The 12,892-nt window shown below is 71.5% G+C and carries 16 protein-coding genes; 7 read left to right on the top strand and 9 right to left on the bottom strand.

Going from position 1 to position 12,892, the window contains the following annotated elements; genetic code table 11:
- Positions 1 to 60 precede the first annotated feature (60 nt).
- A complete protein-coding gene (locus EV383_RS13485) occupies positions 61 to 540 on the bottom strand; it encodes a MarR family winged helix-turn-helix transcriptional regulator (protein WP_165438337.1) in 480 nt (159 codons plus the stop codon).
- A gap of 97 nt (positions 541 to 637) precedes the next feature.
- Here EV383_RS13485 and EV383_RS32170 point away from each other — a divergent pair, with 97 nt between their 5' ends.
- The 3 genes from EV383_RS32170 to EV383_RS13470 are packed head-to-tail and all read left to right on the top strand — an operon-like array spanning position 638 to position 2,309.
- The gene (locus EV383_RS32170; protein WP_130290234.1) at positions 638 to 835 is read left to right on the top strand and encodes a hypothetical protein; all 198 of its coding nucleotides are present in this window, start codon (positions 638 to 640) and stop codon (positions 833 to 835) included.
- The gene (locus EV383_RS13475; protein WP_165438336.1) at positions 781 to 1,119 is read left to right on the top strand and encodes a general stress protein; all 339 of its coding nucleotides are present in this window, start codon (positions 781 to 783) and stop codon (positions 1,117 to 1,119) included. Before EV383_RS32170 ends, EV383_RS13475 begins: the two co-directional genes overlap by 55 nt.
- Before the next feature lie 32 nt (positions 1,120 to 1,151).
- Positions 1,152 to 2,309 (top strand): TerC family protein, encoded by a 1,158-nt coding sequence (locus EV383_RS13470; RefSeq protein ID WP_130290232.1) that lies wholly within the window; start codon positions 1,152 to 1,154, stop codon positions 2,307 to 2,309.
- A 3-nt stretch (positions 2,310 to 2,312) separates the two neighbouring features.
- Here EV383_RS13470 and EV383_RS13465 read toward each other — a convergent pair whose 3' ends face one another.
- Positions 2,313 to 3,545: a glucuronyl esterase domain-containing protein gene (locus EV383_RS13465; RefSeq protein ID WP_242623073.1), complete on the bottom strand. Its 1,233-nt coding sequence runs from the start codon at positions 3,543 to 3,545 to the stop codon at positions 2,313 to 2,315.
- A 276-nt stretch (positions 3,546 to 3,821) separates the two neighbouring features.
- On the opposite strand from EV383_RS13465, the gene EV383_RS13460 reads away from it, so the two are divergent.
- Together EV383_RS13460 and EV383_RS13455 are read left to right on the top strand one after the other, a co-directional pair.
- Positions 3,822 to 4,973 (top strand): thiamine pyrophosphate-binding protein, encoded by a 1,152-nt coding sequence (locus EV383_RS13460; protein ID WP_130290231.1) that lies wholly within the window; start codon positions 3,822 to 3,824, stop codon positions 4,971 to 4,973.
- Positions 4,974 to 5,516 (top strand): thiamine pyrophosphate-dependent enzyme, encoded by a 543-nt coding sequence (locus EV383_RS13455; RefSeq protein WP_130290230.1) that lies wholly within the window; start codon positions 4,974 to 4,976, stop codon positions 5,514 to 5,516.
- A 48-nt stretch (positions 5,517 to 5,564) separates the two neighbouring features.
- On the opposite strand, the gene EV383_RS13450 is transcribed toward EV383_RS13455, so the two are convergent.
- The 4 genes from EV383_RS13450 to EV383_RS13435 all read right to left on the bottom strand — a co-directional run bounded on the left by EV383_RS13450 (position 5,565) and on the right by EV383_RS13435 (position 10,310).
- The gene (locus EV383_RS13450; protein ID WP_130290229.1) at positions 5,565 to 6,323 is read right to left on the bottom strand and encodes an SDR family NAD(P)-dependent oxidoreductase; all 759 of its coding nucleotides are present in this window, start codon (positions 6,321 to 6,323) and stop codon (positions 5,565 to 5,567) included.
- Between the two features lie 216 nt (positions 6,324 to 6,539).
- A complete protein-coding gene (locus tag EV383_RS13445) occupies positions 6,540 to 7,952 on the bottom strand; it encodes a sugar porter family MFS transporter (RefSeq protein WP_130290228.1) in 1,413 nt (470 codons plus the stop codon).
- Between the two features lie 43 nt (positions 7,953 to 7,995).
- Positions 7,996 to 9,534 carry a CoA-acylating methylmalonate-semialdehyde dehydrogenase gene (locus tag EV383_RS13440; protein ID WP_130290227.1) on the bottom strand — a complete coding sequence of 513 codons (1,539 nt, stop codon included), beginning with the start codon at positions 9,532 to 9,534 and terminating at the stop codon, positions 7,996 to 7,998.
- 197 nt (positions 9,535 to 9,731) lie between these two features.
- Positions 9,732 to 10,310, bottom strand: a complete 579-nt coding sequence (locus tag EV383_RS13435; protein WP_130290226.1) for a TetR/AcrR family transcriptional regulator — start codon at positions 10,308 to 10,310, stop codon at positions 9,732 to 9,734.
- A 79-nt stretch (positions 10,311 to 10,389) separates the two neighbouring features.
- Here EV383_RS13435 and EV383_RS13430 point away from each other — a divergent pair, with 79 nt between their 5' ends.
- Together EV383_RS13430 and EV383_RS13425 are read left to right on the top strand one after the other, a co-directional pair.
- Positions 10,390 to 10,704 carry a DMT family transporter gene (locus EV383_RS13430; protein WP_130290225.1) on the top strand — a complete coding sequence of 105 codons (315 nt, stop codon included), beginning with the start codon at positions 10,390 to 10,392 and terminating at the stop codon, positions 10,702 to 10,704.
- A gap of 1 nt (position 10,705) precedes the next feature.
- A complete protein-coding gene (locus EV383_RS13425; protein ID WP_130290224.1) occupies positions 10,706 to 11,065 on the top strand; it encodes a DMT family transporter in 360 nt (119 codons plus the stop codon).
- On the opposite strand, the gene EV383_RS13420 is transcribed toward EV383_RS13425, so the two are convergent.
- The 3 genes from EV383_RS13420 to EV383_RS13410 form a co-directional block, all read right to left on the bottom strand.
- A complete protein-coding gene (locus tag EV383_RS13420; RefSeq protein WP_130290223.1) occupies positions 11,062 to 11,256 on the bottom strand; it encodes a tautomerase family protein in 195 nt (64 codons plus the stop codon). The two genes, EV383_RS13425 and EV383_RS13420, sit on opposite strands and share 4 nt — an antisense overlap.
- 75 nt (positions 11,257 to 11,331) lie before the next feature.
- Positions 11,332 to 11,910 carry a DUF4232 domain-containing protein gene (locus EV383_RS13415; RefSeq protein WP_242623072.1) on the bottom strand — a complete coding sequence of 193 codons (579 nt, stop codon included), beginning with the start codon at positions 11,908 to 11,910 and terminating at the stop codon, positions 11,332 to 11,334.
- 107 nt (positions 11,911 to 12,017) lie between these two features.
- Positions 12,018 to 12,839 carry a DedA family protein gene (locus tag EV383_RS13410; protein ID WP_130290222.1) on the bottom strand — a complete coding sequence of 274 codons (822 nt, stop codon included), beginning with the start codon at positions 12,837 to 12,839 and terminating at the stop codon, positions 12,018 to 12,020.
- Between the last annotated feature and the right edge of the window lie 53 nt (positions 12,840 to 12,892).

The raw sequence follows: 12,892 nt of genomic DNA, 5'->3' as shown, positions 1-12,892 counted from the left end.
ATCGATCATGAAGTCTGGACCCGTCCCGGGGGCTCGGCACCGCGGGGGCGCGCGGTCGTCTCACCCCGAGGCCCGGTCCCGGATCCAGTCCGACGTCCCGGTGATGAGCTCGCGGGCGAAGCGGTCGATCAGCGACTCGAACGTCGCACGCTCCTGCTCGGTCCACGACGCCAGGACGTGCTCGTAGACGGCCTGCCCGGCGCGGTTGATCTCCTCCCAGGTGTGCGTGCCCGCGGTGGTCGCGCTGAGCCGCACGGCCCGCCGGTCGCCGGCGTCCGGACCGCGCTCGACCAGGCCTCGGCGCTCCAGGCGCTGGACCTGCGGGGTGACCGTGGACTTGTCGACGCCGTGCAGCTCGGCCAGATCCGAGACCCGCACCGGCCCGGACACGACGATGCTGCGCAGCAGCGCGATGTCGTTCGCCGACAGGTCGCGCCCGGCCTCCCCCACCATCGCTGCGCGCACGTCCCCGCGGTTGCCCCACCGCACGATGTCGGCGACCGCCGCGGCGGCCGGGCTCTCGTCCGTCCGGTTCGTCATCCTGTGACCGCCCCCACGAAGGTTGGTTGGTACCACCCAACGACTATACAGTTGGGTGGTACCAACCAACATAGAACACCGACTCAGGGAGACGACCATGACCGCGTCCGACATCACCGCCCCCGCCCCCGGACCGGTGCCGCCCGCCTTCGGCGCGGCGACGGTCGCGGAGTACGACGACTACCTCGGTGCCCACCGCCTGGTCGACGCCCTGTCCGACGACGACTTCCGGTCGAGCGCGTGCGCATCGTCGGTACCGGCATCCGCACCGTCGAGCAGGTCACCGGCCGGATGACGACCGGTCGCGCGGCGCTGGCCGGGGCCGGCTCCGGCGCCTGGATCGGCCTGCTGTTCGGGCTGCTGTTCACGCTGTTCACGATCGGCCCGTGGGTGGGCGCGGTCCTGGGCGCCGTCGTGATCGGTGCGGTCTGGGGTGCGCTGTTCGGGTTCGTCGCGCACTGGGCGACCCGCGGACGCCGTGACTTCTCCAGCGTCCGCGGCGTCGAGGCGGCCCGCTACGCCGTCGAGACCGAGCCGGCCCTGCTCGATCGGGCCCGCGCCGTCGCCTCCCGCATCTGACACCGACCACCGCAGCAGGAGGAGTACTCGCGATGGACGTCCCGGGCATCGTCTGGGGCCTGACGGTCCTGGGCATCGTCGGACTTCTGGTCTTCGACTTCGTGTTCCACGTGCGCAAGGCGCACATCCCGACGCTGAAGGAAGCGGGCGCGTGGTCGGCCGTCTACGTCGGCATCGCGATCGTGTTCGGCCTCGGGGTGTGGTGGTTCGGCGGCGCCGACATGGGCACCGAGTACTTCGCCGGCTACGTCACCGAGAAGGCGCTCTCGGTCGACAACCTGTTCGTCTTCCTGATCATCATGGCGAGCTTCTCGGTACCACGGGCCGACCAGCAGAAGGTCCTGCTGTTCGGCATCGTGTTCTCCCTGATCGCGCGCACCGGGTTCATCTTCGTCGGCGCCGCGCTGATCAACTCCTTCGCCTGGGTGTTCTACATCTTCGGCGCGATCCTGCTGCTCACCGCCGTCAACCTGCTCCGTCCCGACGACGGGAACGAGGGCGAGAACATCATGGTCCGCCTGGCGCGGCGGCTGTTCCACACCTCGGAGCACTACGACGGCGACCGCCTGTTCACCCGGGAGAACGGGCGCCGGGTGATGACCCCGATGCTCCTGGTCATGGTCGCGATCGGCGGCACCGACATCCTGTTCGCGCTCGACTCGATCCCGGCCATCTTCGGGCTCACGCAGAACACGTTCATCGTGTTCACCGCGACGGCGTTCTCCCTGATGGGCCTGCGCCAGCTCTACTTCCTGATCGACGGCCTGCTCGACCGGCTGATCTACCTGTCCTACGGCCTCGCGGCGATCCTGGGCTTCATCGGCGTCAAGCTGATCCTGCACGCCCTGCACGAGAACACCCTGCCGTTCCTCAACGGCGGCGAGCCGCTGGGTGTGCCGGAGATCAGCACCGGGCTCTCTCTCAGCGTGATCATCGGGGTCCTCGCCGTCACCGTCGTCGCCTCGCTCATCAGTCCGAAGGGGCGCGCGACCGCCGCGGCCTCGGCCGTGCGCCGCAGCGCCACCGCCTACCTCGAAGCCGACGAGCCGGCCGAGCGCGAGAGGACCTGGAACGACCTCGTCAGCTCGGAGCACTCGCTCGAGGGCCTGTCCGAGGAGCAGCGGGCGACGTTGCGCGCCGACGAGGAGCTGACCGACCTCCTGGATCGGGCGCATGCCCGTCAGGGGTAGGGACTACCGCGAGAACAGGTCGCCCTTGAGGTAGATGTTCCAGTCCGCGGCCAGCAGGCCGTGCCCGCCGGAGCGCAGGTGGTAGCTCATGGCCGGACCGCGGAAGTCCTTGTCGGTCGCCGGCTTCCAGCTCGTCGACGGCAGGCCGGTGTCCCCCAGCCCGTAGAGGTCGTAGACCTTCGACGCGGCGACGTAGGACAGGAACTCGCCCTTCGGGTCGGCGTTCGAGTCCTCCGTCGCACTGCCCACGACCACGCGTCGTGGTGCGACCAGGGCCAGCAGCTCGTGCTGGTCGACCGGCAGCGAGCTCTCACGACCGTTGTAGGCCTTGTAGGTCTGCGGGAACCAGTGCGGGAAGGAGCTGTTGATGCGCGAGACCGTCTCGGCGCCGACACCGCCGTCCCCGCGCCGGGCGAGCTTGGTGCCGGTCGACCCGGAGTCGTTCGTGATGACCGCGGCGAACCGCTGGTCCTGGGCACCGGCCCACAGCGACGCCTTGCCGCCCCGGGAGTGACCGATGACCGCCACCTTCGACGGGTCGATGTCGGGGTCGCTCTGCAGGTAGTCCATGGCGCGGCTGGCGCCCCACGCCCAGGCGCTGATGGTCCGGCCGGCGTCGGAAGGCAGGCTCTGCGAGGACGGGTGGAACAGGTTGATCATCTTGCTGCGGTAGCTGCCACTGTCGTCCGGTGCGATGGAGCCGGCGTCGATGGAGGCGAACGCGTAGCCGGCGGCGGTGATCTTCGAGACCGGCGCGTACTCCGACGACTGCGTCGGCGAGTCGGTGACGGCGCCGCGGTGGTCGATCATCAGGAACGTCCCGCGCGGCGTGGTGCCGGTCTTCGGGACGAACAGCCGCAACGTGAAGCTGCCCGTCCCCTGCGGCCCGGTGACCGTGATCTTGACGATCTTGCGGGTGACCCCGGAGGTGCTCGTGGGCGTCACACTGAACGTCTGTCTGGTGGGCTTGGGCAGGGTCTGTCCGTAGACGTTCTTCCGGAAGCCGGCCAGCAGCTCCGCGCGGCGGGTGCCCTCCCACGACGACGTGCCGGTCACGGCGTCGCCGTTGTCCAGGCGCAGCGGGTCCGGGTACTCCTTCCCGTCGATCGTGATCGACTCCGCCGCCGGCGCGCTCGTCGCCGACACGGCGGCGGCCGTCCGGACGGCCGCCGTTCCGCCGTCCGTCGTGGACACACCTCCGGTGGCGACGGCCAGGGCGACGAGCCCCGTCGTCACACCCCGGGTGATGACGTGGCGTGATGCGCTTCGGCTTCCCACGGGGACACCCTGACCCGAAAGGCCGGTCCGGCGCAGCGTTTCGGAGGAATCCGTACCCGACCGTGCAGACGGCTCCACGGAGGAGTGAGGTGCCGACGGCCCGGCGGGGACACGCCACGACTCGCCCGGACGCGTCTCCACGGGCACGCTGGAACCAGAACCCCGTTGATCCACCGGCACCCTCGACCCGGCACGGTCCGGTCGTCGGATGTCGATCGCCGACGAGACGAGACCATGACTGACACCGCCTCTCCCCTCCCCCCGCGCACGACCGTCGGCGCCTACCTCGCGACCCGGCTGGTCCAGCTGCAGGCCACCCACGTGTTCGGCCTGCCCGGCGACTACAACCTCTCGCTCCTCGACGAGATGCTCACCGTCGACGGGTGGACGTGGGTCGGCTCGACCAACGAGCTCAACGCCGCCTACGCCGCCGACGGCTTCGCCCGCGTCGGGCGCCGGCCGGCCGCGATCCTGACGACCTACGGCGTCGGGGAGCTCTCCGCCCTCAACGGGGTCGCCGGCAGCTACGCCGAGGACGTCCCGGTCGTGCACATCGTGGGCATGCCGTCCCGGTCGTCGATGGAGAGCGGGGCGCCGCTGCACCACACCTTCCTCGACGGCGACTTCCGCCGCTTCGAGCGGATGTCGCGGGAGATCACCGTGATGCAGACCGTCGTCGGGCCGGGCAACGCCGCCCAGGAGATCGACCGGGTGCTGCGCGGGGCGCTGGAGGCGAGCAAGCCCGTCTACATCGGGGTCCCCCTCGACGTCGCCACCGCGACCGTCTCCGCCGAGCCCCTCGCGACGCCGCTGCTCACCCCGGAGAGCGAGCCCGGGGCCGTCGAGGAGTTCCGGGACGCGCTGCGGTCGCGGCTCGCGGGCCGGTCTCGCGTCGTCGTGCTGGCCGGTCCCCGGGTGCACCGGCGCGGACTCGAGCACCTGGTCGCCGCGCTCGCCGAGCTGCCCGGCGTGCAGGTGGCGTCGCAGTCGAGCGCGAAGGCGATCCTGGACGAGGACCATCCCGCCAGCCTGGGCACCTACCTCGGCGCCACCACGCAGTCCGACGCCGCCCGCGAGATCGTCGACACCGCGCCGCTGCTGGTCATGCTCGGCACCGTCCACAGCGACTTCACCACCGGGTTCTTCACCCACGGCTACGACCCGGCCTCGGCGGTGAACCTGGCGATCGACCAGGCCCGGATCGGGCGGGCGGTCTACCCGGGCGTCCGGCTGGAGGACTCCCTGCAGGTCCTGCACGAGCTGGTGGCCGGGAGCGCGTTCGAGGCCGTCGAGACACCGCCGATCCCGGCGCCGCGGCCCGGTCCGGAGGCCTCGGCCGGTGACGCGCTGGACCAGGAACGGTTCTGGGCGGAGATCCAGCGGTAAATCGCGCCGTCGACGACCGTCATCGCCGAGGCCGGGACGGCGTTCTACGGGGCGCTGGACCTGCGGCTGCCGCGGGAGTCCGACCTGCTGGGCCAGCCCGTCTGGTCCTCGATCGGCTACACGCTGCCCGCGATGCTCGGCGCCGGGCTCGCCCGCCCGGACCGGCGGCCCGTCCTGTTCATCGGCGACGGCTCCGCGCAGCTGACCGTGCAGGAGCTGGGCACCGTGTTCGCCCGCGGCCTGACGCCGGTCGTCTTCCTGCTCAACAACGACGGCTACACCGTGGAGCGGGCGATCCAGAGCCCGGACGCCGAGTACCAGGACATCGTCGGGTGGAACTGGACCAAGGTCCCGGCGGCGCTGGGCGCGGACGCCGTCGTGTGCACGACCGTGCGAACGGTGGGCGAGCTGCGCGGCGCCCTCGATACGGCAGGCGATCCGGGGACGGCGTTCCTCGTCGAGGCGGTGCTGCCCCGGCTGGACTCCCCGCGGCTGCTCACCGAGCTGGCCCGCGGCATCTCCGCCGCCAACGCGAAGGACTGACCCGGTGCCCCGGCCGCACCCGGCGGGGTGCGGCCGGGGCGGGTCCGGTCAGCCGCTCATGCCGCCGTCGATCGCGAACGTCGACGACGTGACCATCGCGCTGGCGTCCGAGGCCAGGTAGAGGGCGGACTGCGCGATCTCGTCGACGGTGGTGTGGCGCCCCAGCGGGATCATGGCGTCGAAGTCCAGGGCGGCGTCGGCCTGGGACTTGCCGGTCGCGGTCATCTCGATGTCGTCCTGGAACGGGGTGGACGTCGGCCCGGGGTGCAGGGTGTTGACCCGGATCCGCCTTGGGGCGAGCTCCTTGGCCGCCGAGCGCATGAGTCCGACCTGGCCGTGCTTCGCCGCGACGTAGGCCGACAGGTCGCCGAACCCGACCAGCCCGACGACGCTGGAGGTGATGATGACGCTGCCGCCGTCGTCGACGTGCGGGGTGCCGTGCTTGAGGACGTGGAACGCACCGAGCACGTGCACCGCGAGGGTCTTGGCGAACACCTCCGACGGGTAGTCGACGATCTTGCTGACGGCGCCGCTGATGCCGGCGTTGCTGAACAGGACGTCGTAGTGCCCGAAGCGCTCGACGCCGGCTCGGACGGCCTCGGCGACGGCGTTCTCGTCGGTGACGTCGGCGACCGACGCGAGCGCGTGCTCCGCCCCGATCTCCTCGGTGGCCGCCTTCAGCTTCGCCTCGTCGATCCCGACGAGGTGCACCCGGGCGCCCTCGGCGACGAAGAGCTTGGCACTGGCCAGCCCGATGCCGCTCTCGCCGCCGGTGATCAGCGCGACCTTGCCCTGCAGTGTGCCCATCGTGAGTACCTCTCCGTCCGCGGTGACGACCCGGGACCCGGACGACGTGGGGTCCCGGTGTTCGGGGCCCATCGTCCCCGATCTTCGTCCGCCGTGCGGTCTCGACGTCTTCGCACGTCACGGCCGCCGGGACGGGTCGGAGCACCGTGTCGGAGGCGCGTCAGCGGCATCTCGGCGTGGGGGCCGGTGGTCGGCTGATGCGCGGCCGTCCGGGCGTCACGTGTACTGCCTGCGGAACTGCTCCTCGAGCTGCTCGAGCGAGCGTCCACGCGTCTCCGGGACGGCGCGGTGGACGAACAGCAGTGCGGCCAGCCCGAGTGCCACGAAGACGAAGAACGTGCTCGCGATGCCGATCGCCTCGACGACCGGTGGGAACACCAGCGCCACCAGGGCATTGGCCAGCCACAGCGCGAGAACGCTGATGCCGATGGCCAGGCTTCGGATCCTCAGCGGGAAGATCTCGGAGAGGATCAGCCAGACCAGCGGGCCGATCGTGCCCTGCATGCAGAACACGAACAGCACGACGAGGACCAGGATGACGTAGGCCTTCGCGGTGCCGTCCGGCAGCAGGAGCGCCGACAGCCCGACGAGCAGGTGGAACGTCGTGGTCAGGGCGAACCCGCCGAGCAGCATGGTCCGCCGGTCGATCTTGTTGATCAGCAGGATGCCGGCCGTGATGCCCAGGACCGAGAACAGCCCGTTGAGTGTGTTGGCGATGATCGCCGCGCCGGCGGAGAACCCGACGTCGCCGAGCAGCTGGGTACCGTAGTACATGATCGAGTTGATACCGGTGAACTGCTGGAACACACCCAGACCGGCTCCGATCCAGATCAGCCGCCGGATCCAGCGCACGCTCAGCTCGGTGGCACCCGCGGCCGTCGAGAGCTGTTCCTCCTCGGCGAGGCGGCGGACCTCGTCGACCTCGGCGCGGGCCCGTTCGGGTGAGCGGACCTGCTCCAGCACGGCCAGCGCCTCGGCCTCGCGGCCCTGCGCCATCAGCCAGCGCGGACTCTCCGGCATCCGCAGCATCCCGGCGAACAGCGCGATCGCGGGCAGCAGCGCCACCAGCAGCATGAACCGCCAGACGCCGGACTCGTCGCCCCAGACGGTGAAGATGACCGCGTTGACGACGAACGCGGCGAACTGGCCGGACACGATCATCACCTCGTTACGGGTGACGATGCCGCCGCGTCGTTCCACCGGCGCGGTCTCGGCCAGGTAGACCGGCACCGTCGCCGACGCGCCACCGACCGCGAGCCCCAGGACGAACCGGAAGGCCGCCAGCGCCTCCCACCCGGGCGACAGGACGCAGCCGACGGTGCCGATCGAGAACACCACGGCCAGCAGCAGGATGTTGTGCCGGCGCCCGTAGCGATCCGACAACACCCCGCCGACGACCGCACCGAGTGCCGCACCGAAGATCAGCATGCTGACGACCAGGCCCTCGGTGGACGACGTCAGCCCGAGGTCGGCCCTCAGCGGCTCCAGCGCGCCGTTGATGACCCCGGTGTCGTACCCGAACAGGAGCCCGCCGAAGGTCGCGACGACGGTGATCAGGCCCAGGCGCCGCGAGTGCGGGCCCCTGATGTCCCGAGGCAGATCGGGCGAGCCTGCGTTCCCGGTCGTCACGGCGTGCCTCCCCCCGGTGGGTGGTCGTGCTCGGCCATTCGGATCAGGTGTTCTGCGGGAACCCGAGGTCGAGCCCCCCGTGCGACGGATCGAGCCAGCGGGTGGTGACGACCTTGCCGCGGGTGAAGAAGTGCACGCCCTCGACACCGTGGGCGTGGGTGTCACCGAAGAGCGAGTTCTTCCAGCCGCCGAAGCTGTAGTAGGCCGTCGGGACCGGGACCGGCACGTTGACGCCGATCATCCCGACCTCGACCTCGTTCTGGAACCGCCGCGCGGCGCCGCCGTCGTTGGTGAAGATCGCGGTGCCGTTGCCGTAGGGGTTGGCGTTGATCACCTCGACGGCCTGCTCGTAGGTCTCGACCCGGACCACCGACAGGACGGGTCCGAAGATCTCATCGGTGTAGACGCTCATCCCGGTGCCGACGTGGTCGAGCAGGGTCGGGCCGACGAAGAAGCCCTCCCCCTCCGCGTCGAACTCACCGGTCCGGCCGTCCACCACGACCCTCGCGCCCTCGGCCTCACCGGCGTCGACATAGCCGGAGACCCGTTCCTGCGCGGCCCTGGTGACGAGCGGGCCCATGTCGCAGCCGCGGCGGCCGTCTCCGGTACGCAGGCCCCGGGCCCGCTCGGCGATCTTGTCGACCAGTGTGTCGGCGCAGGAGCCGACGGCGACGAGCACGGAGACCGCCATGCAGCGCTCGCCCGCCGAGCCGAACCCGGCGTTGACGGCCTGGTCGGCGGCCAGGTCGAGGTCGGCGTCGGGCAGCACGACCATGTGGTTCTTCGCCCCGCCCAAGGCCTGCACGCGCTTGCCGTGCGCGGTGCCGGTCTCGTAGATGTAGCGGGCGATCGGGGTGGACCCGACGAAGCTGACGGCCTTGATGCCGGGGTGGGTGAGCAGGCCGTCGACGGCGGCCTTGTCCCCGTTGAGGACGGTGAACACGCCCTCGGGCAGCCCCGCCTCCTTCCACAGCTCGGCGATCCAGAGCGCAGAGGACGGCACCTTCTCCGAGGGCTTGAGCACGACCGTGTTCCCGGCGGCGATCGCGACGGGGAAGAACCACATCGGCACCATGGCCGGGAAGTTGAACGGGCTGATGATCGCGACCGGGCCCAGCGGCTGGCGCACCGAGTGCACGTCGACGCCGGTGGAGGCGTTCTCGGAGGCGCTGCCCTTGAGCAGGTGCGGCATCCCGCAGGCGAACTCCACGACCTCCTGGCCGCGGGCGACCTCGCCGGCCGCGTCGGAGAGGACCTTGCCGTGCTCGGCGGTGATCAGCGCCGCCAGCTCCGGAGCCTTAGCGTTGAGCAGCTCGCGGAAGCGGAACAGGATCTGGGTCCGCTTGGCCAGCGACGTGTCGCGCCAGCCGGGGAACGCGGCGGTCGCAGCGGCGACGGCCGCCTGCACCTCGTCGTCGGAGGCGAACGGCACCCGGGCGCTCACCGCCCCGGTGGCGGGGTCGGTAACGTCGCCGAAGCGGCCGCTCGTGCCCGGACGGGCGGCCCCGCCGATCCAGTGGGTGAGCTCCGGCGTGCCGTCGCCGGTGGGGGTCCGGGCGGTGCCGGTCATCGTGCTGCTCATCGTCGAAGTCCGATCTCGGCTCGGCCGCGCGGGGGCGGCACGGATCTGGTGGTGGACGCCGGTCGGCGTCAAGGTGCTTGCGACGAGCGTGACCGGTCGCGTCGTACTCGGCGACCGGGAGGCACCTCTCCACGAACGACAGGACACGGGGCCCTGTCGTCGCGGACGCCACGTGCGGTGCGGGCCCACACCGGCGATCAACCGGGGGCGGGCGTCGACGCCATGGCCAGATAGGCGTCGACGGCCTCCACCGCCCACGCGGTCCGGTCACCCCGGGCCCGGCGGACGACGTGCAGTGCGAGCCCGTCGACCAGCGCGTGCAGCTGGTCGACGTCGACCTCCGAGCCCCGGCCGATCGCGGCGCAGGCGCGGGCGCAGATCTCGCGCACCGCGGCGTGCATGGCCTCGTTGGCCGGGACGAGGACCGGGTCGGTCATCGCCGCGGCGCCGAAGGCCAGCGTGAGCTCCATCTCGGTCCGTCGTTCGTCGTCGAGCGGGAGGAGTTCGAGCACGGCCCCGCGGGCCCACCCCCGCCCGTCGACGGCGTCGGGGATCGCGGCGACGCGCGCCCGGAGGCGGTCGAGGACGGCCTCGACGGCGCGTTCCCGCAGGCTGGCCTGGCTGGGGAAGGTATAGCGCAGCGAGCTGGGCGGGAGTCCCGCCTCTGCCGCGACGTTGCGCACCGACAGCGCGGCCAGCCCGTCACGTGTCAGAACCGTCCACGCCGCCTCGACCACCACGCGGTCGCGCTCCGCGGCGTCCATCGTTCTCGGCACCACGCCATTCTCGCACAGTCGTACGAACTGTGGTACGAACGTACTCGTACAGTCGTACGAACAATGCGGGGAGCGGGACATGGCCTGGGCGGTACTGATCGCGTCGGGGGTGCTGGAGGCGGTGTGGGCCACCGCGCTCGGCGCCTCGCAGGGGTTCACGAGGAGACGGCCGACGGTCGTGTTCGTCGTCGCGATCGTGGTCAGCATGGTCGGGCTGGCGTACGCGATGACCGAGCTGCCCACCGGCACCGCCTATGCGGTGTGGGTCGGCATCGGCGCCGTGTTGACCGTGGTCCTCGCGGTCGCCCGGCGGCAGGAGCGGCTCGTCCCCGCCCGCGCGGCGCTGCTGGTCGTCCTCATCGGGTGCGTCGTCGGACTCAAGGCGGTGAGCTGAGGTGTCGTGGATCGCGTTGTTCGTCAGTGCCGTGCTCGAGGCGGTGTGGGCCACCGCGCTGGGTCAGAGCGACGGGCTCACGCAGCTGGTGCCCTCGCTGATCTTCCTGGTCGGGCTCGTCCTGAGCATGCTCGGGCTCGGCTACGCCGCCCGGCACATCCCGATCAGCACCGCCTACGCGGTCTGGACCGGCACCGGCGCGGCGCTCACCGTGACGTGGGCGATGGCCACCGGCGAGGAGACCGTCACGGTGCTGCGCGTGCTGTTCCTGGCCGGCATCGTCGCGAGCGTGGTCGGCCTCAAGCTCGTCAAGGCGCCCTCGCGACCGAAGGACGCCGAGACGGCGCGGGCGGGGAGCTAGGAAGCGTCCGGCGGCTGGACGAACACCCCGCCGACCGCGACCTCGTTCTCCCCGACCTCGAGGAACCGGATCCGCGTCCGCTCCGGCGTGGCCCCGAGATGCACGACCGCCGCCTCGGTCACCGCCTCGACGAAGGCGCGTCGCTGTTCGACCGTGCGTCCGCGCAGGATCTCGACGGTGATGTTCGGCATGGGGACCTCCGGGTCGGCTTCACCTTGATCTCCACGAGTCTGCCCCGCGGAGCAAGGCCGGCCGGACGCCGGTTCTCAGACCGAGCCCTGCTCCACCGGTCCGATGTAGCTGCCCGGCCGCGTCGCGCCGTCCTGTCGCTGCACCGGGCCCCCGCGCCACGGCACGGTCTTCGAGACCGTCTCGTCGGGCGCGGTGACGACCACCTCGGTGGGGGTCCAGTCGCCGCCGGAGAGCGTGGTGATCGTGGTGATCCCGGTGCCGCCCGGCTCGAGGGTGACCGTCGTCGGCTGCGCGGACGAGCGTGGCAGCGAGTACGACGACCCGAACATCGGGTCGTCCGGGCCGCGCAGGTCGACCCCGCCGAATCCGGCCAGCGTGCAGGGACGGTCCGAGACGTTCCGCCAGGCCAGGATCGTGTTCTGCTGACCGCTGCCGGTGGGCTGGGCGAGGGTCGCCGTCAGGTCGGCGTCGGTGCAGCGGCCCGTCACGGCCGGCTCCGCGGAACCCTCCTGTGCCGGTGCGGCCGGTGCCGGGGCCGACGCCGAGGACGGCTGGGCCATCTGTCCCGCCGCCGTCGGCCCCGGGTCCCCGCCACAGCCGGTGAGCAGCAGACCGGCTGCGACCAGCCCCGTCACGAACGATGCACGTCTCATGCGGACACCCTTGCGCCGGTACGGGAACCCGCGCACGGGATCGCGCCCGACTCCACCCGTCCGTGACGGGGCCGGCGGTCTGCCGCCGCTCCCCGGGCTCCCGGGGATCAGGCCGCCTCGCCCGCGGCGCGGGCCTTCTTCTCCTTGTCCTCCTTGTAGCCGCGGTAGCCGGCCCGGAACGAGACGAGGACGACCAGCGTCAGGGTGATCCACAACGCGTACTCGTCGATCATCAGCACGACGTCGACCGCGTACTGGCCCACCCCGTAACCCAGGCCCGCGACCAGACCCGTGATCAGCGCGGCACCGATCGCGTCGAAGATCAGGAACCGGACCAGGCCCATGCCCCCGAGTCCGGCCACGGCGAACACCGCCGGGGCCGGGATCCCGGGCAGCGCGGCCGCGATGACCACCAGCGGCATGGCCCAGGCCGGCCACGACCGGATCCGTGACACCACCCGTTTCGCGACGTCACCCGGCGCGAACATCTCGACGACCTTCGCGCCCCACCGCCGTCCGGCCAGCCAGAACAGCCAGTCGAACTTGATCATCCCGAACACGCCCGCGGCGACCACCAGCCACAGCTCGCCCTGCCCGATCCGCGCGAACGCGGCCCCCGCGCCGATCGCGGACAGGCTGCCGGTCACGGCGCTCAGCGCGATCGGGTGCGACGCCAGCAGGAACGGCCGGAACGGCATCGACGCCAGCATCAGCACGATGACGCCGAGCGTGGAGAAGACCAGGACCTTGTCGCCCCGCGACATCGGGTGGTCCCACGGCATGGCGTCACGCCACGCCTTCTTCGCCTCCGCCATCTCCTCCGGCGAGTAGTCCTTGCTCCGCCATCGGAACCGCGAGGGCTTCTCCTGCTTCGTGGTCTCCGGCGGCGTCGCTCCGCCGTCCGCCGTCTCCTCGTTCGCCCCCGTCATGGCTTCCCCTCCGCAGTCGATCCGTCCGATGTGGCACATCGTTCGCCACGTAC

The organism is Pseudonocardia sediminis (genome assembly GCF_004217185.1).
Classification (GTDB): domain Bacteria; phylum Actinomycetota; class Actinomycetes; order Mycobacteriales; family Pseudonocardiaceae; genus Pseudonocardia; species Pseudonocardia sediminis.
This window is presented reverse-complemented; position numbering and strand designations above follow the sequence as displayed.